22 protein-coding genes and 1 other RNA gene are annotated in these 25,269 nt (G+C 64.3%); 2 read left to right on the top strand and 21 right to left on the bottom strand.

Annotated elements, in window-relative coordinates; genetic code table 11:
* Positions 1–5: 5 nt before the first annotated feature.
* Both secA and LQ956_RS09820 read right to left on the bottom strand, forming a co-directional pair.
* Positions 6–2,801, bottom strand: coding sequence for a preprotein translocase subunit SecA (gene secA / locus LQ956_RS09825; protein WP_238622374.1), 2,796 nt, complete (start codon positions 2,799–2,801; stop codon positions 6–8).
* 83 nt (positions 2,802–2,884) lie between these two features.
* Positions 2,885–3,802, bottom strand: coding sequence for a M23 family metallopeptidase (locus LQ956_RS09820; protein WP_238622373.1), 918 nt, complete (start codon positions 3,800–3,802; stop codon positions 2,885–2,887).
* Between the two features lie 183 nt (positions 3,803–3,985).
* Between LQ956_RS09820 and LQ956_RS09815 the strand changes: the two genes are divergently transcribed.
* The gene (locus tag LQ956_RS09815) at positions 3,986–4,417 is read left to right on the top strand and encodes a DUF721 domain-containing protein (protein ID WP_238622372.1); all 432 of its coding nucleotides are present in this window, start codon (positions 3,986–3,988) and stop codon (positions 4,415–4,417) included.
* Here the strand turns inward: LQ956_RS09815 and lpxC are convergent.
* The 19 genes from lpxC to rsmI form a co-directional block, all read right to left on the bottom strand.
* Positions 4,407–5,321 (bottom strand): UDP-3-O-acyl-N-acetylglucosamine deacetylase, encoded by a 915-nt coding sequence (gene lpxC / locus LQ956_RS09810; RefSeq protein ID WP_238622371.1) that lies wholly within the window; start codon positions 5,319–5,321, stop codon positions 4,407–4,409. The two genes, LQ956_RS09815 and lpxC, sit on opposite strands and share 11 nt — an antisense overlap.
* A 211-nt stretch (positions 5,322–5,532) precedes the next feature.
* Positions 5,533–6,717: a cell division protein FtsZ gene (ftsZ, locus tag LQ956_RS09805; protein WP_238622370.1), complete on the bottom strand. Its 1,185-nt coding sequence runs from the start codon at positions 6,715–6,717 to the stop codon at positions 5,533–5,535.
* A 131-nt stretch (positions 6,718–6,848) separates the two neighbouring features.
* Positions 6,849–8,084, bottom strand: a complete 1,236-nt coding sequence (gene ftsA, locus LQ956_RS09800; RefSeq protein WP_238622369.1) for a cell division protein FtsA — start codon at positions 8,082–8,084, stop codon at positions 6,849–6,851.
* 111 nt (positions 8,085–8,195) lie between these two features.
* A complete protein-coding gene (locus tag LQ956_RS09795) occupies positions 8,196–8,957 on the bottom strand; it encodes a cell division protein FtsQ/DivIB (RefSeq protein WP_238622368.1) in 762 nt (253 codons plus the stop codon).
* Positions 8,958–8,979: 22 nt separating this feature from the next.
* Positions 8,980–9,915: a D-alanine--D-alanine ligase gene (locus tag LQ956_RS09790; RefSeq protein ID WP_238622367.1), complete on the bottom strand. Its 936-nt coding sequence runs from the start codon at positions 9,913–9,915 to the stop codon at positions 8,980–8,982.
* The gene (murB, locus tag LQ956_RS09785; protein WP_238629448.1) at positions 9,912–10,826 is read right to left on the bottom strand and encodes a UDP-N-acetylmuramate dehydrogenase; all 915 of its coding nucleotides are present in this window, start codon (positions 10,824–10,826) and stop codon (positions 9,912–9,914) included. The genes LQ956_RS09790 and murB overlap by 4 nt, the downstream gene beginning before the upstream one ends.
* On the bottom strand, positions 10,823–12,253 hold the full coding sequence (murC, locus tag LQ956_RS09780; protein WP_238622770.1) for a UDP-N-acetylmuramate--L-alanine ligase: 1,431 nt from the start codon (positions 12,251–12,253) through the stop codon (positions 10,823–10,825). The genes murB and murC overlap by 4 nt, the downstream gene beginning before the upstream one ends.
* On the bottom strand, positions 12,250–13,338 hold the full coding sequence (gene murG, locus LQ956_RS09775) for an undecaprenyldiphospho-muramoylpentapeptide beta-N-acetylglucosaminyltransferase (RefSeq protein ID WP_238629447.1): 1,089 nt from the start codon (positions 13,336–13,338) through the stop codon (positions 12,250–12,252). Before murG ends, murC begins: the two co-directional genes overlap by 4 nt.
* Positions 13,335–14,537 carry a putative lipid II flippase FtsW gene (gene ftsW, locus LQ956_RS09770; protein WP_238622768.1) on the bottom strand — a complete coding sequence of 401 codons (1,203 nt, stop codon included), beginning with the start codon at positions 14,535–14,537 and terminating at the stop codon, positions 13,335–13,337. The genes murG and ftsW overlap by 4 nt, the downstream gene beginning before the upstream one ends.
* Positions 14,534–15,865, bottom strand: coding sequence for a UDP-N-acetylmuramoyl-L-alanine--D-glutamate ligase (gene murD / locus LQ956_RS09765; protein WP_238622767.1), 1,332 nt, complete (start codon positions 15,863–15,865; stop codon positions 14,534–14,536). The genes ftsW and murD overlap by 4 nt, the downstream gene beginning before the upstream one ends.
* A gap of 14 nt (positions 15,866–15,879) precedes the next feature.
* On the bottom strand, positions 15,880–16,962 hold the full coding sequence (gene mraY / locus LQ956_RS09760; RefSeq protein WP_238622766.1) for a phospho-N-acetylmuramoyl-pentapeptide-transferase: 1,083 nt from the start codon (positions 16,960–16,962) through the stop codon (positions 15,880–15,882).
* Positions 16,943–18,325 carry a UDP-N-acetylmuramoyl-tripeptide--D-alanyl-D-alanine ligase gene (locus LQ956_RS09755; protein WP_238622765.1) on the bottom strand — a complete coding sequence of 461 codons (1,383 nt, stop codon included), beginning with the start codon at positions 18,323–18,325 and terminating at the stop codon, positions 16,943–16,945. The genes mraY and LQ956_RS09755 overlap by 20 nt, the downstream gene beginning before the upstream one ends.
* Complete coding sequence (locus tag LQ956_RS09750) at positions 18,322–19,824, bottom strand: UDP-N-acetylmuramoyl-L-alanyl-D-glutamate--2,6-diaminopimelate ligase (protein WP_238622764.1); 1,503 nt, start codon at positions 19,822–19,824, stop codon at positions 18,322–18,324. The genes LQ956_RS09755 and LQ956_RS09750 overlap by 4 nt, the downstream gene beginning before the upstream one ends.
* Positions 19,821–21,536 carry a peptidoglycan D,D-transpeptidase FtsI family protein gene (locus LQ956_RS09745; RefSeq protein WP_238622763.1) on the bottom strand — a complete coding sequence of 572 codons (1,716 nt, stop codon included), beginning with the start codon at positions 21,534–21,536 and terminating at the stop codon, positions 19,821–19,823. The genes LQ956_RS09750 and LQ956_RS09745 overlap by 4 nt, the downstream gene beginning before the upstream one ends.
* 3 nt (positions 21,537–21,539) lie before the next feature.
* Entirely contained in the window at positions 21,540–21,809 is a 270-nt protein-coding gene (gene ftsL, locus LQ956_RS09740) for a cell division protein FtsL (protein WP_238622762.1), read from the bottom strand.
* Positions 21,806–22,741 carry a 16S rRNA (cytosine(1402)-N(4))-methyltransferase RsmH gene (gene rsmH / locus LQ956_RS09735; protein ID WP_238629446.1) on the bottom strand — a complete coding sequence of 312 codons (936 nt, stop codon included), beginning with the start codon at positions 22,739–22,741 and terminating at the stop codon, positions 21,806–21,808. Before rsmH ends, ftsL begins: the two co-directional genes overlap by 4 nt.
* 8 nt (positions 22,742–22,749) lie before the next feature.
* Positions 22,750–23,202, bottom strand: a complete 453-nt coding sequence (gene mraZ, locus LQ956_RS09730; RefSeq protein WP_238622760.1) for a division/cell wall cluster transcriptional repressor MraZ — start codon at positions 23,200–23,202, stop codon at positions 22,750–22,752.
* 384 nt (positions 23,203–23,586) lie between these two features.
* Positions 23,587–23,937, bottom strand: an RNA gene (gene rnpB, locus LQ956_RS09725) — RNase P RNA component class A.
* A 192-nt stretch (positions 23,938–24,129) separates the two neighbouring features.
* Complete coding sequence (rsmI, locus tag LQ956_RS09720; protein WP_238622771.1) at positions 24,130–24,945, bottom strand: 16S rRNA (cytidine(1402)-2'-O)-methyltransferase; 816 nt, start codon at positions 24,943–24,945, stop codon at positions 24,130–24,132.
* Between the two features lie 123 nt (positions 24,946–25,068).
* On the opposite strand from rsmI, the gene LQ956_RS09715 reads away from it, so the two are divergent.
* Positions 25,069–25,269, top strand: a 201-nt coding sequence (locus tag LQ956_RS09715) for a hypothetical protein (RefSeq protein ID WP_238630374.1), incomplete at its 3' end; no start/stop codon positions are given.

The following is a 25,269-nucleotide window of genomic DNA, read 5'->3' as shown; positions in this document are numbered from 1 at the left end:
TTCGATCACTCCAGTCTGCCGTGGCAGTGCTTGTACTTCTTGCCGGAACCGCACCAGCAAGGATCATTGCGACCCAGCTTGGGTCCTTCCCGGCGATAGGGCTCCTGATCCGACTCTTCCGGCTTGCCCTGGGCATCGTCTTCGGCGGACAGGGGGCTGTCCGGCTGATCATGCTTGAATTCCATGGCGGCCGGCTTGGCGCCGCCAAGGGCCTGAGCCTCCAGCGTGGCCACGTCATCCGGAGACTGTACCTGCAGTCGCATGAGCATGGAGATGACATCATGCTTGATACGCTCGAGCAGGCTCTCAAACATGGCGAAGGCTTCGCGCTTGTACTCCTGCTTGGGATTGCGCTGGGCATAACCACGCAAGCCGATACCCTGGCGCAGATAGTCCATGGATGCCAGATGCTCTTTCCAGTGGCTGTCCAGTACCTGGAGCATCACATCCTTCTCGATGCGCTGCATCAGCTCCGCACCGACTACGGCCCGCTTGGCATCCAGCGCCCCGCTCACTTCCCCCTGCAGACGCTCGCGCAAGGACTCCTCATGCAGATCGTCATCCTTTTCCAGCCAGCCGGCGACATCCAGCTTCAAGCCGAACTCGCTCTCCATGGCCTGGGTCAGACCCGGGATATCCCACTGCTCATCGATGGAACCCGGGGGAATGTAGCGGCTGATGGTCCGGTCCACCACGTCCTCGCGCACGGCGCGGATGGTATCGGAGATCTCCTGGGAATCCAGCAGTTCCCGGCGCTGCTCGTAGACCACCCGGCGCTGGTCGTTGGCCACATCATCGTATTCCAGCAGATTCTTGCGGATATCGAAGTTGTGGCCCTCCACCTTGCGCTGAGCATTTTCGATGGCCTTGGTCACCCAGGCATTCTCGATCGCCTCACCCTCCTCCATGCCCAGCTTCTGCATGATCATCTTCACCCGGTCGGAGGCGAAGATGCGCATGAGGGTGTCTTCCAGGGACAGGAAGAAGCGGCTGGAACCCGGGTCCCCCTGACGACCGGCGCGCCCTCGCAGCTGGTTATCGATACGGCGAGACTCATGGCGCTCCGAGCCGATGATATGCAGGCCGCCCGCCCCCAGCACCTGATCATGACGCTGTTGCCACTCGCCCCGGATCTTCTCCACGTGGGCCGGGTCCTGGTGGGGACCCAGGGCCTCCAACTCCGCATCCAGGCTGCCGCCCAGCACGATGTCGGTACCGCGACCGGCCATGTTGGTCGCGATGGTCACCGCACCGGGCCGGCCGGCCTGGGCGACGATATGGGCCTCCCGCTCGTGCTGCTTGGCGTTGAGGACCTCGTGGTTGATCTTGGCCTTCTTGAGCAGATCGGAGAGGATCTCCGAGGCCTCCACCGAGGCGGTACCCACCAGCACCGGCTGGCCCTGCTCCCGACAGTGCTTGATGTCCTCTATGATGGCCTTGTACTTGTCCTTCTGGGTCATATAGACCAGATCCTGCATATCGTTGCGGACCATGGGCTTGTTGGTGGGGATCACCACCACCTCCAGGCCGTAGATATGCTGGAACTCATAAGCCTCGGTATCGGCGGTCCCGGTCATGCCCGAGAGCTTCTTGTAAAGACGGAAATAGTTCTGGAAGGTGATCGAGGCCAGGGTCTGGTTCTCGTTCTGGATCGGCACCCCTTCCTTGGCCTCCACGGCCTGGTGCAGACCTTCCGACCAGCGCCGGCCGGGCATCACGCGACCGGTGAATTCATCGATGATGAGGACCTGCTTGTCCCTGACCAGATAATGCACGTCCCGCTGGAAGATGGCATGGGCACGCAGGGCGGCGTTGAGATGGTGCAGCAGGGGAATGCTGGCGGCATCATAGAGGGACTGGTCTTCCTTGAGCAGTCCGGCCTCCTTGAGGAGTTGCTCGGCCCGTTCCTGGCCGTCCTCGGACATGAACACCTGCTTGACCTTCTCATCGACGTAGTAGTCGCCTTCGGACTCCTCCTCTTCCTGGCGCTGCAGCGTGGGCACGATGTCCTTCATCCGCTGGTAAAGCTCGGAGTTCTCACCGGTGGGGCCGGAGATGATCAGAGGGGTACGGGCCTCGTCGATGAGGATGGAGTCCACTTCGTCCACGATGGCATAGGCCAGGTCGCGCTGCACCCGGTCCTCGGCACGAAAAGCCATGTTGTCGCGCAGATAATCGAAGCCGAATTCGTTGTTGGTACCGTAGGTGATGTCGGCGGCATAGGCCTCACGCCGGCTCACCGGCCGCAGATGGACATAACCCTCCTCGTCGCCGGCAAAGTCGGGATCATAAAGATAGGAGTGCTTGGCACCCTTGGCACCGGAGGAATTGACCACCCCCACGCTCAGACCCAGGCCGTGGTAGAGACGACCCATCCAGGCAGCATCGCGGCGGGCCAGATAGTCGTTGACCGTGATCACATGCACGCCCTTGCCGGGCAACGCATTCAGATAGGCCGACAGGGTGGCCACCAGGGTTTTGCCCTCACCGGTACGCATCTCGGCAATGCGGCCGTCGTTGAGCACCATGCCGCCGATGAGCTGGACGTCGAAATGACGCATGCCCATGATGCGGCGGCCGGCCTCGCGGACCAGCGCAAAGGCTTCCGGCAACAGGTCATCCAAGGACTCCCCTTTGCCGAGGCGGTCCCGGAACCCTCCGGTCCTGGCCCTGAGTTGTTCGTCCGTGAGCACCTTGAGATCGGCTTCCTGCTCGTTGATCCGTCCCACCTGCTTGCCGTATCGCTTAACCAGGCGGTCGTTACGGCTACCGAAGATCTTTCTGACTAGGCTTGTGACCATGAAGGGTTCTGCGCTGAGTTGCTGAACTTGAGGGCCGTCATCATACCCCATCCGCGATGGTGACGCAGGGGGCGCCGGGGGACCTAATCCGAGGCGGCGATGAAACGGTGAGGATTCACGTGACGGTCATCCTTGAGCACTTCGAAATGCACATGAGGGCCGGTGGCGCGCCCGGTGGATCCCATCCTGGCGATCACCTGCCCCTTGCGCACCATATCGCCCACGGCAACCAGCATCTCCTGATTGTGGGCATAGCGGGTGACATAGCCATTACCGTGGTCGATCTCCACCAATTTACCGAAGGCATCCCGGCGATCGGCAAACATCACGATACCGCCCGCAACGGCAATGATGTCGGAGCCGGGACGACCGGCAAAATCCACCCCCCGGTGGAAGACCTGACGACCGGTAAAGGGATCGGTGCGACTGCCGTAACCGGAGGACATCCACCCGGACACCACGGGACGACCGGCCGGGGTCACCTCGTCGGCCAACTGCCCCGAAAGGATGAGACGGCTCAGCAGACGCAGCTGGGATTCCCGGTCATCCATCTGCCGGGCCAGTTCATCGAGTTGCTGCAACAGATCGGAAGGCGGTGCGTCGTAAAACAGCTCTTCAGGCCCACCCAGGCCAGGCAGAATCCCGAAATCGAACTCGCCGTCTTCCAGGTCGGCCATCTTCACCAGCTTATTGCCCAGAGCGTCCAGGCGCATCATCTGTGCCTGGAGTTGGGCCACGCGCTGGGTCAGGGCCTGAATGCCCGCCTCGGCGGTATCCCTGGCATACTCCAGTTCATAGCGCTGCTCCCGCAGTTCCTCGCCCCAGTAAACAAGCCGGGGATCCGCAGCACCCTGAAGATGCCGGCCGGCGTGATAACCGGCCCCCATGATCAGGCCGCCACAAACAGTGAGTGCCGTCAGAGGAATGGCAAGGTGGTACCAGCGTGACATGTGAAAGCGCCGGGAACCCGCCCCGTTGCTCGTCAGAAAGATAATATTCATGCTGATTCAGCCCGCGTTTTTCTGATCAGGACCAGCGCCGGGAAAAACCGACAGCTGGTGAGCGTCTTTCATGAAGAGCAGATCATAGTCCAACCATACACTTTGTGGGAAATCCGGGTATCCCGCCGTCACGGATGCAGGTAGTCTTGCAAACATATCACCCCGGAGGAGCCCTGCCCGCCCATGCACCGCCCCAGAGCCCTGCTGGACCCCGATCTGCTGCACCGGGCGCGTGCGCTGGAGGCCCTGACCCGGAGCGTCAGGGATCTGCTGCCCCCGGGCCCCCGGGAGCACTGCTGGGCGGGCGGCATGGAAGAAGGGTGTCTGATTCTGGTGACGGACTCCGGGGCCTGGGCTTCCCAACTGCGCTATCTGCAGCGGGAGATCCTCAAGCAGATCAAGGCTCACCATGGGCTGCAGGCTCGGTCCGTCCATATCCGGGTGCGTCCTGCCATGGGAACGGCCCGAACCGAAACCCGGCACCGGCAACTCAGCCCTCTCCCCCCCCAGGCACGCATCGCCCTGCTGAGCGTGGCCAACACCGTGGACGACCCTGAGCTGAGTCAGGCCCTGCGCCGCCTGGCGGCGCGAAGCGGAGACCCGGTCAGACCGTAGCCGCTGCGTGGGCGTAGGAGATGGGCAACGGCTCACCGCCCTCTTCAAAGGTCACGATCTCGTAGGCATCTTCCAGGGTGATCAGCTTGCGGATCAGCGTGTTGTTCAGGGCATGGCCGGACTTGTAGCCGGTAAAAGCCCCGATCAGGCTGTGGCCCAGCTGATAGACGTCACCGATGGCATCCAGGATCTTGTGCTTGACGAACTCATCCTCGTAGCGCAAACCATCCTCGTTGAGCACCCGGTAATCATCCAGCACCACGGCATTGTCCAGACTGCCGCCCAGGGCCAGCCGGCGACTACGCAGGGCCTCGATCTCACGCATGAAACCGAAGGTCCGGGCCCGGCTGACCTCCTTGACGAACGAAGTGGTGGAAAAATCCAGTTCCGCCGTCTGGATACCGCCGCTGAAGATGGGGTGCTTGAAATCGATGGAGAAACCCACCTTGAAACCGTTGAAGGGTTCCAGTCGCGCCCACTTGTCGTCCTCCCGCACTTCCACCAGTTTTTTGATACGGATAAAACGTTTGGGGGCGTTCTGTTCCACGATCCCGGCGGACTGAATCAAAAAGACAAAGGGGCCGGCGCTGCCATCCATGATCGGTACTTCCGGCGCACTGACATCCACGTAGAGGTTGTCGATGCCCAGCCCCGCCACGGCCGACAGCAGGTGTTCCACCGTGGACACGCGCACATCACCGCTCACCATGGTGGTGGACAGACAGGTATCACCGACGTTCGCGGGATGGGCCTTGATCTCCACCACAGGGTCCAGATCGACCCGGCGAAACACCACACCTGCGTTCACCGGTGCGGGGCGCAGCATCAGATAGATCTTTTCACCAGTGTGAAGACCGACGCCGGTGGCGCGGATGGTGTTCTTGAGTGTGCGCTGTTTGATCAACGTGATAGTCCTCTGAACCCGTGACGCACCGGGGTGGGTGCAGTGAGCGTGCCAGGCCTTCCCGAAACGCGCCGACGGGGGAAAATAGCCGGACATTATGCCACTGGATGGGGTCACTTGCATGTTTTCATGCAAGATACGCCCTGAAAGAGTGCCTGGACAGGGAGGCGGAGCACACCAACGGTGCGCTCCGCCCCGCACCTCCCCATGCTCAGTCAGCCTGTTTGCGCAGGAAAGCCGGGATATCCAGGTAGTCCATATTGGGATTACCGGAGATATCGTAGGCGGCATTGCCCTGCTGCTTGCGCATCACGGCGGGCCGGTCCAGCTTGTCGTAATCCACCATATCCAGCTCGTTGCCGTGGCCGCCCATGGCCGCCTGACGGGGCTCCACCAGTTTCACGGCCGGCTTTTCGCGGGTTGGACGGGCGGCCTGGCCCGGGGTCCCCAAGCCGGTGGCCACCAGGGTCACGCGAAGCTCGTCGTTCATCTCCGGATCGATGACGGTACCCACCACCACGGTAGCATCCTCGGAGGCAAACTCCTTGACCGCCGCACCCACTTCCTCGAATTCACCAATGGACATGTCCATGCCGGCGGTCACGTTCACCAGGATGCCCCGGGCACCGGCGATGTTCACATCTTCCAGCAGCGGGCTGGAGATGGCGGCCTCGGCCGCGACGCGGGCACGATCACCGCCGGAGGCGGAGCCGGTCCCCATCATGGCCATGCCCATCTCGGACATGACCGTACGCACGTCGGCAAAGTCGACGTTGATCAGGCCCGGACGGGTGATGAGTTCGGCGATCCCCTGCACCGCCCCCAACAGCACGTCGTTGGCGGCCTTGAAGGCATCCAACAGGGTCACGTTCTTGCCCAGCACCGACAACAGCTTGTCATTGGGAATGGTGATGAGGGAATCCACGTACTTGGCCAGATTTTCCATCCCCGTCTGGGCGACCTGCATGCGCTTCTTGCCCTCGAAGGGGAAGGGCTTGGTCACCACGGCCACGGTGAGGATGCCCATTTCCTTGGCGATCTGCGCCACCACGGGGGCGGCCCCGGTGCCCGTGCCACCACCCATGCCGGCGGTGATGAAGACCATGTCGGCGCCATCGATCACTTCCTGGATCCGCTCTCGATCTTCCAGAGCGGCCTCGCGACCCACGGCGGGATCAGCCCCGGCCCCCAGTCCCTTGGTGATATGGGAACCCAGCTGCAGCAAGGTCTTGGCATCCACCCGCTTGAGCGCCTGGGCATCCGTATTGGCCACCACAAAGTCCACGCCCTCGATGGATGCATTGACCATGTGCTGGACCGCATTGCCGCCACCGCCACCGACGCCGATGACCTTGATGACCGCGTTCTGGGGATAGGTATCCATGAGTTCAAACATATCCACTACCTCCTAATAAACCACAATGTTCGTTGAAAGACCGTAAAGCTTCGAATTCCGACCCGCAGACCCAACCGCCCCTGCTTGTTTTTTTTCAGCCCCTGCTCCGAAGACCGGCCGTGCAACCGGTACTAGAGATTCCCCTGAAACCAGCTCTTCATCCGCCCCCAGACGGATTTCATGCCGCCGCCCCGAACCCCTTCCCCAAGGGCCTGATGGCGACTTTGATGGCCAAACAGCAACAGCCCCACCCCGGTGGAATGAATGGGATTTCTCACCGCATCCACCAGGCCGGTGACATACTGGGGCAGGCCCAGACGCACCGGCATGTGAAAGACCTCCTCGGCCAGTTCCGCCACACCTTCCATCTTTGAAGAACCCCCGGTAAGGACCACCCCCGCCGCCACCATTTCCTCGCAGCCGGACCGGCGCAGCTCCGCCTGCACCAGGGACATGAGTTCCTCATAGCGAGGTTCCACCACCCCGGCCAGGGTCTGTCGGGACAGGCGCCGGGACGGCCGGTCGCCGACACCGGGCACCTCGATGCTTTCCTCGGGATTGGCCAGCTGACGCAGGGCACAGGCATACTTGATCTTGATGTCTTCGGCATACTGGGTCGGAGTCCGCAGGGCCACGGCAATATCGTTGGTCACCTGGTCACCGGCAATGGGGATCACCGCCGTATGGCGGATCGCACCGTCGGTAAAGACGGCGATATCGGTGGTGCCGCCACCGATATCCACCAGACACACCCCCAGCTCCTTCTCATCCTCGGTCAGTACCGCATAACTGGAGGCCAGCTGCTCCAGGATGATGTCATCCACCTCCAGGCCACAGCGCCGTACACACTTGATGATGTTCTGGGCCGCGGACACCGCGCCGGTCACCAGGTGAACCTTGGCCTCCAGACGCACACCGGACATGCCGATGGGCTCGCGGATCCCCTCCTGTTCGTCGATGATGAACTCCTGGGGCAGCACATGGAGAATGCGCTGGTCCGCCGGAATGGCCACGGCACGGGCGGCATCGATCACCCGTTCCACATCCGCCGTCGTCACCTCTTTGTCCTTGATGGCCACCACGCCGGTGGAGTTGAGGCTCTTCACATGGCTGCCGGCAATCCCGGTAAAGACCGAGTGAATCTGACAGCCGGCCATCAATTCAGCCTCCTCGATGGCCCGCTGGATTGATTGCACGGTGGATTCGATATTGACCACCACCCCCTTCTTCAGGCCTCGTGAGGGGTGGGAACCGATACCGACGATCTCAATCCCCCCCTCGTCATTCACCTCGCCGACGATGGCCTCCACCTTGGAGGTCCCAATATCCAGACCGACGATCATCCCTTTATCGGATCGCTTAGACATAACCCTTCATCTCCGCTACCGGACCGCCCAGCGCGATGACCGCATCCCGTGGCAACCAGGTGCATAACGCCGTATTCATGACTCTCATTCGCCTTGCCTGCCTACCCTGTCTCATTGCGCACCGCCTTCCCGGGGATTCCAGGCCACGGCGATGCCGTTGGTGTAACGCATGTCGATTCGCCTGATGGGCTCATCCCGGTGTTCCTCCAGGCGCGGGTACATGCGCACCAGTCGATCCAGCCGGTCCGGGTCCATGCCGCGCCCCATCAATACCTGCCCGCCGTCTTCAAGCTGAATGACCCAGGAACGGCGGGCATCCTCTTTCAGCCCGGAGACCTCCAGTCCCACATCCGCCAGCCTGGCTTGTACTGCCAGGAAGCGCTCCATGAGCTGCCGCTGGCGCCCCTCGCGACCTTCCAGGAACGGCAAACCTCCGGGGGCTTCGGACAGTTCAGGGCGGAACAGTTCCCCATATTGGTTCACCAGGGCCTCGTCGCCCCAGCGTGCCACCGGGACCTGCTCCTCGATCCGGACCACGATCCGGTCCGGCCATTCCCGATGCACCCACACCCCGCGCACCCAGGGCAGTGCCTTGACCGAAGCCTCCACCCGACGCAGATCCAGGTTGAAGAACCCGCCCTGGACATGGGGCGTGATGGCGGCGGACAGGATCTCCGGCCCCAGATAACGTAACTCACCCTCCACTTCCACGCTGCGGATGGGCAAGGTATCGGGCTCCATCAGGTAAGCCACGGCCCCTTGAGCGGCGACGGCGAGCATCATGACTGCCGCCGCCAGCAGCAGGGTTCGCAGGGCGCGGCGCAAGCGTGCCTCCCGCCACCAGGGCGGCCGCTGCACCCTTCGCCTTGCCATCGATCTGCCCATACGTACCCCATTACCGCGCCCCCGACTGCAGGGACGTGGCCAGAATCTTCATTACCAGGGCCTGGAAATCCAGCCCGGCAGCCCGGGCCGCCATGGGTACCAGGCTGTGATCGGTCATGCCGGGGACCGTGTTGACCTCGATCACCCAGGCCTTGCCTTGGGCATCCATCATCAGATCCACCCGTCCCCAGCCCTGCCCGGATACGCCCTCGAAGGCGGCCAGGGCCAGGGTCTGCACGGCGGTCTCGGCCTCGGGCGCCAGTCCGCAGGGACAGTGATAGCGGGTATCTCCTGCGGCGTACTTGGCCTCATAGTCATAAAAGGAACGGGGGGTTTCCAGGCGAATCAGGGGCAACGGCTCACCATCCAGGATGGCCGCAGTGAACTCCCTGCCCGTGATCCAGCGCTCCGCGAATACCGGTCCGCCACAGGCGGCGGCGACTTCAAAGGCACCGGGAAGATCCTCCACCTGGTTGACCCGGCTCATACCGATGCTCGACCCCTCCAGTGCGGGCTTGACGATCAACGGCAGACCCAGGGCCTCCACCACTGCCCCCGGGTCAAACCCGGGCTCCAGCACCCGGTAGTCTGGCGTCGGCAGACCGGCCCCGCGCCAGAGGCGCTTGCTCATGAGCTTGTTCATGCCCACCGCCGACCCGGCCACGCCGGTGCCCGTATAGGGGATGCCCAGCAGTTCCAGGGCGCCCTGGATGACGCCATCCTCACCGCCACGGCCATGCAGGATGATGAATGCCCGGTCATGGCCGGCGCGGGCCAGGACCTCCAGCACATCCCGCCCCACGTCAATGCCATGGGCATCCACGCCGGCCGACCGCAGTGCCTGCAGCACCGCCTGTCCGCTGCGTAAGGAAACCTCGCGCTCCGCGGACCAGCCGCCCATGAGCACCGCCACCTTGCCGAAGCTGTCCTGCCTTGACTGCGTCATGACGCCATCTCTCCCAAAGGCTCACCTACGATGCGGACCTCAGGGACCAGTTCCGTCCCGAAACGGGCATGGATTTCGCTCTGCACCCGGGCCATCAGAGCCTCCATGTCCGCAGCCGTGGCCGTGCCGGTATTGATGATGAAATTGGCATGTTTTTCCGAGATCATGGCTCCGCCGATACCCGTCCCCTTAAGGCCCGCCGCCTCGATCAGCCGCGCCGCATGATCCCCGGGGGGATTACGGAACACCGAGCCGCAGGAGGGCTGCCCAATGGGCTGACTCCGGTTGCGGCGGGACAGCAGGTCCTTCACCCGCCGCCGGGATTCTTCCCCATCGCCGGGGGTGAAGGCCAGCACCGCTTCTACGAACCAGCCTTCCCGGCTACCCTGTACATGGCGATAGCCCACCTCGTAATCCCCCCGGGTATGAATGTGCAGACATCCACGCCGGTCGACGGTGGTGACCTGCTCCACGTGGGACCAGGTGTCATCGCCCCAGGCCCCGGCATTCATGGCCAGGGCACCACCCAGGGCACCGGGGATGCCGGCGAGAAATTCACCGTCGGCAAGATCCTGTTCGGCACAGAAACGGGACAGTTTGGCGCAACTGACACCGGCCCCGGCCCGTACCCGGTATCCCGACAGGACCTGCAGGGTATCCAGCACCCCCGCATAGGCAATCACCGTCCCCCGGATGCCCCCGTCCCGCACCAGGATGTTGCTGCCCAGACCAAGCCAGAACAGGGGTTCATCCGCCCGCAGACCGGACAGAAACAGCACCAGATCATCCAGGTCCGCCGGACGATACCAGCGGTCCGCCGGGCCACCCACCCGCCAGGAGGTATGCCGGGCCATGGCTTCATTGATGCGCAGTTCCCCACGCAGATGACCGGGACGACGGGCGACGATCATGGGGCATCTCCCACGGCACACAAGGCCACCGGCAGACTGGCCGCCAGCGCCCCCACATTACCCGCCCCCTGGGTCAGCAACACATCCCCCTCCCGCAATACACCCCGCAGGGCATCCACCAGGCGCTCGGGGGCATCCACAAACACGGGGTCTACCCGTCCCCGGGTACGGATCGTGCGGGCCAGGGTACGACCGTCGGCGCCGGGAATGGGGTCCTCACCCGCCGCATAGACATCCAGCAGCACCAACACATCAGGCTCGGACAGCACCTCGGCAAAATCCTCGAACAGGTCTCGGGTGCGGGTGTAGCGATGGGGCTGGAAGGCCAGTACCAGACGCTGCCCCGGCCAGGCGGACCGGGCCGCGGCGATGGTAGCGGCCACCTCGGTGGGATGATGGCCATAGTCATCCACCAGCAGCACCGCCCCCATCGGGGTGGGTAGATTACCGTAGACCTGGAAACGACGACCGATACCCTGAAATGCCTGCAACCCGCGCTGGATGGCGCCGTCATCCACCCCCAGCTCATGGGCCACGGCCACCGCCGCCAGGGCGTTGAGCACATTGTGGCGTCCCGGCAGATTCAGGGTCACCGGCAGGGCCTGGTCACGCCCCGGCAGGTGCAGATCGAAATGGGTGCGGGTGCCGTCCGGGCGTAGCTCGCGGGCATGGACATCCGCCGGATGATCGATGCCGTAGGTGAGCATGGGACGGCCGATGCGGGTGATCAAGCCGCGGATCTCCGCATCATCCACGCACAACACCGCCAGGCCGTAGAACGGAAGATGATGCAGGAATTCGAGGAACGTATCCCGCAACCGGGAAAAATCCCCTTCATAGGTGGCCAGATGGTCTGCATCGATGTTGGTCACCACTGAAATCATCGGCTGCAGACACAAAAAGGAGGCGTCGCTCTCGTCCGCCTCGGCCACCAGATAGCTGCCCTGCCCCAGCCGGGAATGACTGGCGGTGCTGTTGAGCCGACCACCGATCACGAACGTGGGGTCCAGCCCCCCTTCCGCCAGCAGGCTGGCTACCAGGCTGGTGGTGGTGGTCTTGCCGTGCGTCCCGGCCACAGCGATGCCGTAGCGAAAGCGCATCAACTCCGCCAGCATTTCGGCCCGGGGCACGACGGGAATGCGACGCTCCCGTGCCGCCTGCAACTCCGGGTTACCGGGGCGGATGGCACTGGAAACCACGAGCACATCGGCCTGCTGCACATGGGTGGCATCATGACCCACACGGACCTCCACCCCCAGACCTTCCAAACGCCGGGTCACGGCGTTTTCGGCGATATCGGAACCGCTCACCTGATACCCCAGGTTGGCCAGCACCTCGGCAATGCCGCCCATGCCCGAACCGCCGATACCCACGAAGTGGATGCGGCGGATACGGCGCATGCCGATCAGGGCTGTGGGGGCATTCATGAGCGATCTCCTTTACCGGCCAGGGCCAGACAGGCCTCGGCCACGCGACGGGTGGCATCAGGACGAGCCAGGCGCCGGGCCTGGGCGGCCATCTCCAGCAGCCGGGGACGATCCAGGGACTCCAGCAGGGTCGCCAAGTCCCCGGCATCCAGTTCATCCTGAAGGATGAGGTGTGCCGCACCGGTCTCGGACAGATAGCGGGCGTTGGCGCGCTGGTGGTCATCCACCGCATGGGGGTAAGGCACCAACAGGGCGGCCACGCCGGCAGCCGCCAACTCGGAAACCGTCAACGCCCCGGCACGGCAGATCACCAGATCCGCCCAGCCGTAGGCCTGGGCCATGTCATCAATGAAGGCCGTCACCTCGGCCTCCACGCCGGCCTCGGCATAGGCCTGGCGAGCCTGCCCCAACGTGCGCTCCCCGGCCTGATGCCGGATCTGCGGACGGTGAGCTTCGGGCAGACGGGCCACCGCTTCGGGCACGCGGGTATTCAGGGCCAGGGCACCCAGACTGCCGCCGACCACCAGCAGGCGTAGAGGACCTTCCCGTCCGGCCATACGCACCGCGGGGTCCGGCAGTTCACGGATGCTTGCGCGCACCGGATTGCCGACGGCCACCGGCTCCCGAGCAACCGGAAACGTGCCCGGGAAGGCCTCCAGCACCAGATCCGCCCGTCCGGCCAGCCAGCGGTTGGTCATGCCGGCAATGGCGTTCTGTTCATGGATCACCAGGGGATGGCCCAGGGCCGCGGCCATGAGTCCGCCGGGGCCGGAGGCAAACCCCCCCAGCCCCAGTACGGCACGGGGTTTCAGGCGCAGCATCAAGCCCAGGGCGGCCCACAGGGCGACCCCCAGTCGCCAGGGGGCCAGCAGCCAGGCGGACAGCCCCTTGCCCCGCAGGCCGCTCACCGGCAGGGTGTGAAACTCGATCCCGGCCGCCGGCACCAGCCGGGCCTCCAGACCCGTGGCCGTGCCCAGCCAGCACACGGTCTCGCCTCGGGCACGCAGATCATCGGCCACGGCCAGTCCTGGAAAGACATGCCCCCCGGTACCACCCGCCATGATCAGGATAGGGCGACGGCTCATGATCCACCTCCGGACGCACGGCGGCGGGGCCTGAAGCCCCCGCTCTCCACCGTTTCCCGGTGTACCCGGGCCAGCAGCCCCATGGCCGCACAGGTCACCAGCATGGAACTGCCGCCATAGCTCATCAGGGGCAGGGTCAGCCCCTTGGTAGGCAGCATGCCCATATTCACGCCCATGTTGATGAAGGCCTGCAGGCCGATCCAGATGCCGATGCCGTAGGCCAGGTGCGCTCCGAACAGGTGCCCCACCCGTTCGGCGGCCTGGCCGATGGCAAAGCTGCGCCAGAGCAGAAAGCCGTAGAGGGCCACCACCGTCACGATGCCCACCAGGCCCAGTTCCTCGGCCAGCACGGCGAACAAGAAATCGTTGTGGGCTTCCGGCAGATAAAAGAGTTTCTGCACACTGCCGCCCAACCCCACGCCGAACCAGGAACCACTGCCGATGGCAATCAGGGACTGGGTGAGCTGGAAGCCGGTATTGAAGGGGTCGGTCCAGGGGTCCATGAAACCGGTGAGGCGGGCCACCCGATAGGGCGTCTGGACGGCCAGCCAGGCCATCGCCGCACCCACGACGCCCAGGAGCATGAAAAATTGCCACAGCCGTGCGCCGCCCAGGAATAGCATCCCCAGGGCGATGGCCATCAGCACCACGGCGGCGCCGAAATCCGGCTGCATGAGCAGGGGCACCGTGGCCAGCATCAGCAGGATCAACGGCTTGGCAAAACCCATCAAGGTTTCGCGCACCTGGCGGGCATGCCGCACCAGATAGCCGGCCAGGTAGACGGTCATGAGCAATTTCACCACCTCGGAGACCTGCAGATTGAACAGTCCCACCGAGATCCAGCGGGTTGAGCCGTTCACGGTCTTGCCGATACCGGGCACCAGCACCAACAGCAACAACACGTAGACGGACAGAAGCAGCCAGGGTCCCATGACCTGCCACCAGGCCAGGCGCAGGTTGTAAAGCATGACAGCCGCAACCACGCCGAGGGTGACGAAGACCACCTGCCGCTGCAGAAAATAGAAGGGATCGCCCAGACTGCGCTCGGCGATGCCGATGGAGGCGGACCCCACCATCACCAGCCCCAGCCCCAACAGGGCCATGACCGTGACCGCCAGCCCCAGGTCCACCTTCTGGTGCAGTTCCACCGTCAAGCGGTTGTCCATGTCCCGGGTGGCCTGAAGATCAAGTCCCTTCATGATGCCAACCTCCGTACTGCGGACTCGAAGACCTCGCCCCGGTGTTCATAATTGCGAAACATATCCAGGCTGGCACAGGCAGGCGACAGCAGTACGCTGTCCCGACGACAAGCCAGCCGGGCGGCCTCGGCCACGGCCTGATCCATGTCATGGACCCGCACCACCGGCACTACACCCTCCAAAGCCCGCTCAATGACGGCTGCGTCCTGCCCCAGGAGTACCACTGCCCGCGCTTTTTGGGTCACCACGGCCTTGAGGGGCGCAAAGTCCTGCCCCTTACCCTGCCCGCCGGCGATGAGCACCACCTTGTCCGGCAAGCCCGCCAGGGCCGCCAGGGTGGAGCCCAGGTTGGTGCCCTTGGAATCGTTGTACCAGTCGACACCTTGCAGATTCGCCACCCACCGGCAACGATGGGGCAGACCGGCAAAGCGGTGCAATACCGCCAGCATGTCGCCCCTGGGCAGGCCGGCGGCCTCGCCCAGGGCCAGGGCAGCCAGGGCATTGGCGGTGTTATGACGCCCGGCCATGCGTAGCTCCGCCTCCGCCATCAGGGGGTCATCCCCCCGGTACAGCCAGGACGCGCCGTCCCGCTGTTTCAGACCATATTGACCATCCGCCGGGGCATCCAGGCCGAAGCTCACCCGCATCCGGCCACCGGACATGGCCTGGACCCGGGGATCTTCCCGATTGGTCACTGCCACCCGGGCGTGACGAAAGATGCGTGCCTTAGCCTGGGCATACTCGTCCAGCCCCTGGTAACGATCCATATGATCCGCGGAGAGATTGAGCACGGCGGCCGCCTCGCACCGGAGCCCGGACGTGGTTTCCAGCTGAAAGCTCGAGAGCTCCAACACATAAAGATCAGGCGCCGGTCGGGATGCCGGAAGATCCAGTGCCGGGGTACCCAGATTACCGCCGACCGCCACCTGCAGACCCGCGGCCCGGGCCATCTCCCCCACCAGGGTCGTCACCGTGCTCTTGCCGTTGGAACCGGTGATGGCCAGGACCGGGGCGTTGACCTGCCCGGCAAAGAGTTCGATATCACCCAGCACCCGGGCACCGGCGGCCTCGGCCGCCCGGATCGCGGGTTCCCGAATGCTCACCCCGGGGCTCACGATCAGCCGCTCGAAACGGGACAGCACGTCCGGGTCAAACGGCCCGGAGAACAGACACACGTCCGGCACCTGTTCCCGCAGCGCAGCCAGACCCGGCGGCGATTCGCGGGTATCGGCCACGCAGAAGGGCTCCCCGCGGGCGGCCAGATGCCGCGCCACGGAGAGCCCGGTGGTGCCCAGTCCCACGATCAGTGTCGTTGCCTGCTCTGTCACGTCACTCGCCGTCCTCAACGGATCTTCAGGGTGGCCAGACCGATCAACACCAGCACCACGGTAATGATCCAGAAACGTACGATCACCCGCGGTTCGGGCCAGCCCTTGAGTTCAAAATGATGATGCAGCGGCGCCATGCGGAAGATGCGCCGCCCGGTCAGCTTGTAGGAGGCCACTTGCAGGATCACCGACAGGGTCTCGATCACGAACACCCCGCCCATGATCACCAGCACGATCTCCTGCCGGGTGGTCACCGCCAGCAGGCCCAAGGCCGCGCCCAGGGCCAGGGCGCCCACGTCGCCCATGAAGACCTGGGCCGGGTAGGCGTTGAACCAGAGAAAGCCCATGCCCGCCCCCACCAGGGCCGCGGCAAACACGGTCAGATCCCCCACCCCGGGCACAAAGGGAATGCCCAGGTAGTCGGCAAAGATGGCATGACCCGACACATAGGCGAACACCCCCAGCGCCCCCGCCACCAGCACACAGGGCATGATGGCCAAGCCATCCAGGCCATCGGTGAGGTTCACCGCGTTGCTCGAACCCACGATCACCAGCCAGGTCAGGGGGATGAACCACAGACCCAGATCAATGGCCACATCCTTGAAAACGGGCACGATCAGCGTGGTCTCGATGGGGGTCTGGGCGGTGTAGAACAGAAACACGGCGGTCAGAAAGGCCACCAGACTCTGCCAGAAAAATTTCTTGCGCGCCGACAGCCCCCGGCTGTTGCCGTACCGCAGCTTCAAGTAATCATCGACCCCGCCGATAAGCCCGAATAACAGGGTGACCAGGAGCACCACCCAGACAAAGCGGTTACTCAGGTCGCTCCACAACAGGGTGCTGACGGCCACCGCCACCAAGATCAGGGCACCCCCCATGGTGGGGGTTCCCGCCTTGCTGAAATGGGTCTGGGGACCGTCGCTGCGCACCTGCTGGCCGATCTTGTAGCGGGTCAGATGCCGAATCATGGCCGGTCCCACCATAAAGGCGATCAGCAACGCCGTGAGCACGCCCAGGATGGCACGCAGGGTCAGGTACTGGACTACGTTGAAGGCCGTGTAGTACTGGCTCAGATACTCAAACAGAATGAGCAGCATGCCCATTATCTCCCGATTGTTCTTGTCGCTGCCCTTGTTCCGGCATCAATGCCGATACCACCCGCTCCATGCGCTGTCCGCGGGACCCCTTGATCAGGACCACCACATCAGGTCCCAGACATCCTGTCAGCACCGCCGACAGGCGGGCTTGATCCTCGAAGTGCTCCGCACCGTTGCCGAAGGCATGGACCGCATGTCGGCTCAGCGGACCCACTGCCAGCAGCCGTTCCACCCCCATGGCCCTGGCCAATGCACCCATTTCGCGATGCATACCGGCGGCGTCCTCACCCAGTTCGCCCATATCCCCGAGGACGAGGATGCGGTGCCCGGGCTGCTCCGACAGCACCTGGATCGCCGCGCGAGTGGAGGCGGGATTGGCATTGTAGCTATCGTCGATGAGACGACTGCCCGCCGCTCCCGGCCGGGACACCAGACGCCCCGGTACCGGCTGCATCAATGCCAGACCCCGGCCGATGGCCGCGGCGTCCGCCCCCAGCGCATGGGCGGCCGCAGCCGCAGCCAATGCATTGAGACGGTTATGACGACCGGCCAGGGCCAGGGACACACGGATTCGGTCATCCGGCAGATGAATCAGCAGATCCTCGCCATCCATCTCTCCCCGGACCCGGGCCCGTGCCGACAGGCCGAACAGGATGACCTGGCGCCCGGGATTCATGGACAGCCACAGGTCGGCATAGGGATCATCGGCATTGATCACCGCCACCCCCTCATCTTCCAGCCCCTGGAAGATCTCGCCTTTGGCATGGGCAACCCCTTCGATGCTGCCGAACCCCTCCAGGTGGGCAGGGCCGGCATTGGTGATCAAGGCCACATCGGGCCGGGCAATGCGCGTCAGCAAGGCAATCTCGCCGGCATGGTTGGCCCCCATCTCGATCACACCGAAGCGATGCTTCCCGGACAGACTCAGCAGCGTCAGGGGGACACCGATGTCGTTGTTCAGGTTGCCGCGGGTGGCCCAGGTCTCGCCGCAGTGACCGAGAATCGCCGCCAGCATCTCCTTGACCGTGGTCTTGCCGTTGCTGCCGGTCAGCGCCACGATCCGGGCCGGACAATGGCGGCGCCAGCCGGCGGCCAGGTCGGCCAGGGCACGACGGGTATCATCCACCAGCACCCAGGGCCGGTCCTGGTTCGGGCCGGGGTCCCGGCTGAGCAGCAAGCCGGCGGCCGGGAACTGCGGACAGATGAAGTCATGGGCGTCGAAACGCGGTCCCTTCAGGGCGACAAAGAGCTGTTCCGCCGTTACGCTGCGACTGTCCGTGGACACCCCCTGCACAGCCGCGTCGGCGCCTTGCAGGCGTCCGCCGGTCAGTGCCGCCACCTGGCTCATGGAAATCCGCATCATGCCTCACCCTCCACCAGCCGGCGGGCCAGGACCCGGTCACTGAAGGGGCGGCATTCATCGCCGAAGATCTGCCAGGTCTCATGACCCTTGCCCGCGATCAGCACCACATCCTCCCGACCCGCCTGACCAAAGGCATGGCGGATGGCAGCCTCCCGGTCGGCTTCCACATGCACCCGCGAAAGATCGGTAAAGCCGGTACAGACCGCCTCGATGATCGCCCGAGGATCCTCATGGCGCGGATTGTCGCTGGTCACCACCACCTGATCCGCGTCACGCTGGGCTACGGCCGCCATCAGCGGGCGCTTGCCCGAGTCGCGGTTGCCGCCGCAACCAAACACGCACCAGAGCCGACCACTGCAATGGGCACGCAGGGCCTGCAGCACCTGGGCCAGCGCCTCGTGGGTGTGGGCATAATCCACCACCACCAGCGGCCCCCGGGTACCGTGGAAACGCTCCATGCGTCCAGGGACTGCCGGACTGTGATGCAGCCGTTCCAGGGCATCGGTGAGGCTGACGTCCAGACTCAGCAACGCCGCCAGTACCGCCAGCAGATTTTCCAGGTTGAACCGTCCCAGCCAGGGGCTTTCCAGCTCACCCGCCCCCCATGGAGTCATGACATGGGCGCGGATACCCTCGGCATGGAATTCCGGATGGGTCGCCAGCACCAGTTCGGGGCCGTCGGACGACGCCTGCAGGCCATAGCCCAGCACGGGGACCTTCAGCCGCTCGGCCAGCAGGCGACCGAAGGGATCGTCCAGGTTCAGCACTGCCGTTTTCAGGCCGGGCCAGGAAAACAGCCGTGCCTTGGCCTCACCATAGGCGGTGACCGTACCGTGATAATCCAAGTGATCCCGCCCCAGATTGGTGAGGATGGCAACATCGAAATCCACCCCCGCCACTCGGGCCTGATCCAGGGCATGGGATGACACCTCCATCACCACCTGATGCAACTTGCAGCGCCCCATGGCAGCCAGAAAGGCCTGCAGGGACACGGGATCAGGCGTGGTCAGACCCGGATCTCCCAGTTCACCGTAACGCCCGCTGCCCAGGGTACCGATCACGCCGCAGGGGCGACTGTCACTGTCCAGGGCGCCGGCCAGGCACTGGGATACCGAGGTCTTGCCATCGGTGCCCGTCACCCCCACCACCTGCATGGCGCGTGAGGGATGACCATGAAACCGCGCCGCCAGCTCACCCATGCGCTCACGCAGCCGGGGGACGGCCAGATAAGGCACCGACGCCTCGGGAGGCGGTGCCCCCGTCGCTGCCGTGGGCTCCCAGAGTACCGCCACGACCCCACGCTGAACCGCCTCCCGGGCGTGGCTCAGACCGTGATGGTGATGTCCCGCCGCGGCCAGAAACACCTCGCCGGGCAACGCCCGGCGACTGTCAAGACACAGGCCCTGCACGGGGCGGTCAAGGACAGCCGGAACCGGCACCATCCCGACCAGCAGTTCCGACAGCAGATATCGGTGTTCGGTTTGCGCAGGGCACGTCATGTCGGCGCCTCCGCGGAGGAACGGGAGGCGGACTTCAGATCCGGGAGATTGTCGGGGGGAATATCCATGAGGCGGAGCGCACCACGCATGACCGCCCCGAATACGGGGGCCGCCACCTGGCCGCCGTAATATTGATCGCCGGCGGGCTCATCGATGATCACCACCATCACCAGACGCGGATCACTGGCGGGCGCCATGCCGGCAAACAGGGACAGATAGAGCCCCTTGGCATAACCGCCATCCACCAGCTTGCGTGCCGTGCCGGTCTTGCCGGCCACCCGGTAGCCCTCCACGGAGGCCCGGATGCCGGTACCCTCACGGGATACGGCCACCTCCAGCATGTGCATGAGGCTCTGGGCCGTATGGGGACTCATGACCCGATAGGCCTCGCGCGGGGCATCGGATACCACCAGACGGGGCGTGAACATCACCCCCTCGTTGGCGATGGCGCCGTAGGCCTGGGCCAGCTGCAACGGCGTGACGGACAGGCCATAACCAAAGCCCATGGTGGCGCGCTCCACATCACGCCAATGGAAAAAATCCCGTAGATTGCCGCCGGCCTCTCCAGGAAACCCACTGCCGGTGCTGCGACCAAAGCCGGCCCGATAGAAAGTCTCCCAGAGCTGCTGAGGCTCGATGGCCAGGGCCAGCTTGCTCGCCCCCACATTGGAGGACTTGCTGATCATGGTGGTCAGATCAATCAGGCCGTAGTTACGGATATCCGTGACGGTGTGGCGGCCCACCCGCATGCGGCCGGGGCTGGTCTGCAGCAGGGACTCCTTCTGGAACTGCCCGCTCTCCAGGGCCGCGGCCACGGTGAAGGGTTTGATGGTGGAACCAGGCTCGATCAGGTCCGTGACAACCCGGTTACGGGCGCTATCGCCACGCAGGGTGCCCCGGTTGTTCGGGTTGTAGGAGGGCTGGTTGACCATGGCCAGGACATCGCCGTTACGGGCATCGAGAATCACCGCAGAGCCCGCCCGCGCGCCATGGGCCTGGACTGCGGCCTTGAGTTCACGATAGGCCAGGTACTGCAGGCGCTGATCAATGGTCAGGGTCAGATCCTGCCCGGGGCGGGCGGGCCGGATATTCTCCACGTCCCGGATGGCGCGCCCCAGACGGTCGCGGACCACCCGTTTGGCGCCCGACTCGCCGGTCAGCCAGGGGTTATAGGCCAGTTCCAGACCCTCCTGGCCGCGATCATCGATATTGGTGAAGCCCAGCACATGGGCGGAGACCTCGCCCATGGGATAGTAGCGTCGGTATTCGCGCTGCAGGGCGACACCGGGGACTCGCAAGGCCATGACCTGCGCCCCCACATCCGGCCTGACATGACGGCGCAGATAGACAAATTCACGCTCGGCACGCTCGGCCAGACGCTGATGCAGATCCCGTGGATTCATGTCCAGCAGATGGGCCAGGCCCACCAGTTGCTGCGTGGGGTGCTGTAATGTTTCCCTGGGGTTGGCCCAGACGCTGTCGACCGGCGTGCTGACCGCAATGGGTTCACCATTGCGGTCCACGATCATGCCCCGGTGGGCCGGCAGGGACACCACTCGCAGATGACGTGCGTCACCCTGGCCCTGGAGAAAATCCTGCTGCAGAACCTGCAGATCCACGGCGCGCGCCAGCACGGCAACGAAGGCCAGGGCGAAAGCCCCCAGCACCGCGCCGCGCCGCCAGCGAGAAACCGTTGTCTTTGGCTCCGACATCAATCACTCCAGCAAGATAACGGTAGAACGGGCATCAGGCAGCCGCATGTTGAGACGGCTGCCTGCCTCCTCTTCGATCCGTCCATGGGTCGCCCAGGTACTCTGCTCCAGCTGCAACTGCCCCCATTCGATGTTCAGTTCGTCACGCAATCTCAGTTCAGCCTGCAATTCAGTGAACAACACCCGGCTCTGATGCTTGCTGTGCACCACCGCCAAGGCACCGATGACCACCGCCGGAAACAGCAGGGCCAGTAATATCAGGCGCCGGCTCATGACAGGCGCTCGGCCACCCGGAGCACGGCGCTGCGTGCCCGCGGATTCTCATCAACCTCATCTTCCCGAGCCCGCTGCGCCTTGCCGATCTTCAACAGGGTCCTTCCGGGGGGGAGATCGGTGACAGGCAACCCCCGCGGCAACGGCTCGCCTTCCGACTGGCGACGGATGAAGCGCTTCACGATCCGATCCTCCAGGGAATGGAAACTGATCACCGCCAGTCGCCCTGCGGGGGCCAGTACCGCCGGTATCTGCGCCAGGCATTCGTCCAGGGCGTCCAGTTCACGATTCACATGCAGGCGAATGGCCTGGAAACTGCGCGTGGCCGGGTGCTTGTGCCGTTCAGGGCGGGGAATGGCCTCAGCGATCAGCGCCGCCAAGCGACCGGTCCGCTCGATGGGCATGACGGCCCGCTGTGCGACCAGGTGGCGGGCGATGCGGCGGGCGAAGCGCTCCTCGCCCAGGGTCTTCAAAACCCCGGCGATCTCGGCCTCATCGGCACGTGCCAGCCACTGGGCGGCAGACGCTCCCCGCATCGGATCCATGCGCATGTCCAGAGGACCATCCCGCATGAAGCTGAAGCCTCGCTCCGGGGTATCCAACTGGGGGGAAGACACCCCCAAATCCAGCAGCACACCATCCACCCGTCCTGTCAGGCCACGCACCCGGAGTTCAGGCAGCAGCCGGGTAAAGGACGTTCGCACGAACTCGAAGCGATCATCTCCCGCAAAACGGTGCAGGGCCTCGGCTTCGGCTTCAGGATCCTGGTCCAGGGCAATCAGGCGACCTGCCGGACCCAAACGGTCGAGGATGGCACCACTGTGCCCCCCCCTGCCGAAGGTACCGTCCACGTAAAGACCATCCGAGCGGATACACAGGGCCTCCAGGGCCTCTTCCAGCAGTACCGGGCGATGGCCGATCTTCTCCAGCATGTCATGACTCACAGCGTCAGAGACTCCAGGATCGAACTCAGATCACCTTCCCGCGCCTCTTGCCGGAACCAGTCATCACGGCCGCTGTTCCACGCATCCTCGTCCCACAACTCAAACTTGTTGCCCTGCCCCACCAGTACCGCCCGTTTTGTCAGGTTTGCAAATTCACGCAGGGGAGCAGGCAGGAGTATCCGACCATTACCATCCATCTCGCAGTCCGAGGCATGCCCCACCAGCAGACGCTGAAGGTCCCGCACCCGCCGGTTCATGTTGGGCCGGGACATCACCTGCTGTTCAAGGATTTCCCAGTCCGGCAGGGGATAGATCAGCAGACACTGATCCAAGTGAACGGTGATGACCAGATTACCCTGACAGCTTTCCGCCAGGCGGTCACGATACCGGGTGGGCATTGCCACACGCCCCTTGGAGTCCAGATTCAGGTTGGTAATCCCTCTGAACACGACCGCCCCGGGCATCTGCACCAATCACAGCGTCTGTACCGCCGGAATCGCCCCGCCTTTCCGTCTTGGGAAGGCCTCGAAAACTCGGGCAAACTCCACCTGCCCCCACATAAAGCCACTCGTCGACACTATAGGTAGGCGCTCAGCGGAGTGTCAAGGGAAATGCCCCTTCAAGGATCAAGATTTATGCTTGCGTCACAAATACTTACAAAACATGCTGGAAGGCGCCCGTGAGATCGAACCCAGTCATGTTGGGGTTTCTCGACTAATCAGGGAGTTGCAAAAGAAACCCGACAAGTCACGCAAACAGAGTTGAGTGAGCTGGTAGGATTTTCAGGGGGCGATCGAGTCGGCAAGGCGCCCCCGGGCGGGGGCAAGGAAGAAAAGTGGAGCCGGCCGATAAGCCGGGTTCTGTCGAGGACAGTCATTCGTCTGGGACGCATGTCACCATGCGCCTCGAGCAGCCTACCCGGGTGCAGTGCGGGCCACACCAGTGCACCCCTATTTGGCCTTGCTCCGGGCGGGGTTTACCCTGCCACGGCGTGTTGCCACCCGCGCGGTGCGCTCTTACCGCACCATTTCACCCTTACCTGTGCCCGAAGGCCATCGGCGGTATCATTTCTGTGGCACTTTCCGTCGGCTCGCGCCGCCCAGGCGTTACCTGGCGCCCTGCCCTGTGGAGCCCGGACTTTCCTCCACGGCCTGTGAAACCGCAGCGACTGTCTGGCCGGCTCCGGGAAGCATTGTATGTAAGTTCAGCGACCAAGCACAAGACAGGGAACGCCGCTTAGGAAGGTTCCGAACACGTCATTCCCGCGCAAGCGGGAATCCAGTCGCGGACTGAAGATCAGGGACTCCCGCCTTCGCGGGAGTGACGAAAGCGGGCCTGCTCGATGTTTCGCCGGCAATACTCAAGCCGGCGTTTCCTCAACGCAGCTCAAGCCCGCGTTGATAGAGGATATTTCTGGAAACACCGGTAATCTCCGCCGCCAGGCGCGCCGCCGACTTCAGCGGCAACTCCCCCAGCAGCAGCTGCAGCACACGCTCCGCCTCCGCCGTCAATTCACCCGTCTCCTGCTGTGGCGCCCCGGACACCAGCACCACGAACTCGCCGCGTCCATGATTGGGGTCCTCGGACTGCCATCGCACCAACCCTTCCAGGGTATCCCCCTGGACCTGCTCAAAGGTCTTGGTCAATTCCCGTGCCACCACCGCCCGACGCTCCCCCCCCAGCACCTCGGCCATGTCCCTGAGGGCATCACCGATGCGATGGCTGGACTCGTAGAAGATCAGGGTGCAGGGGATCTCCCGCAGAGTCTGCAGACGCCTGCGGCGGCCCTGCTCCCTGGCAGGCAGGAAACCCTCGAAGAGAAACCGGTCGGAAGGCAGTCCGCTGGCGGAGAGTGCCGCGATCAGGGCGCAGGGGCCGGGGACGGGAGAGACGCGAATCCCGGCCTCGCGAGCCGCCGCCACCAGACGAAAGCCGGGGTCACTGATCAGGGGGGTACCGGCATCACTGACCAAGGCAATGGAGTCACCCTGGGCAAGACGCGCCACCAGTGCCGGGACCTGCTGCTCCTCATTATGCTCATGGAGACTCACGCGCGACGTGGCCAGACCGAAATGGACCAGCAGCCTGCCCGTATGACGGGTGTCTTCCGCTGCGATCAGGTCGACCCTTCCCAGTATCTCCAGCCCGCGGCGGGAGATATCGGAGAGATTGCCGATCGGCGTCGCCACCACATATAAAACACCCGCCTCAATTGACACACTGCACCCCGGCCAAGATACTGGAAACCCCACAAAAACGGTTCGCCAGTCTAACCCGCCCAGGCGGGAGGGAGAACCCATGACCCCGTGTGCACCATGCGACATATCGTCCTGCCACTGCTGATTGCGCTGTTCCTGTCGGCCTGCGCCGGCCTGCCCCGCCCCGCAGACCCACCCACCGATGCACTGGCCCATGCCGCCCTACTGGAGCAGGAGGGGTCGCACCTGGCGGCCGCGGGGGGGCTTAAGAAATACCCCCCCCCGCCGGGGGGGGGGGGCCCGGGGCGGGGGGGCCCG

This window comes from Ectothiorhodospira lacustris, from assembly GCF_022227845.1.
GTDB classification, from domain to species: Bacteria; Pseudomonadota; Gammaproteobacteria; order Ectothiorhodospirales; family Ectothiorhodospiraceae; genus Ectothiorhodospira; species Ectothiorhodospira lacustris.
Note: the sequence above shows the minus strand (reverse complement) of the source record. Positions and strands in the feature narration are given on the sequence as shown.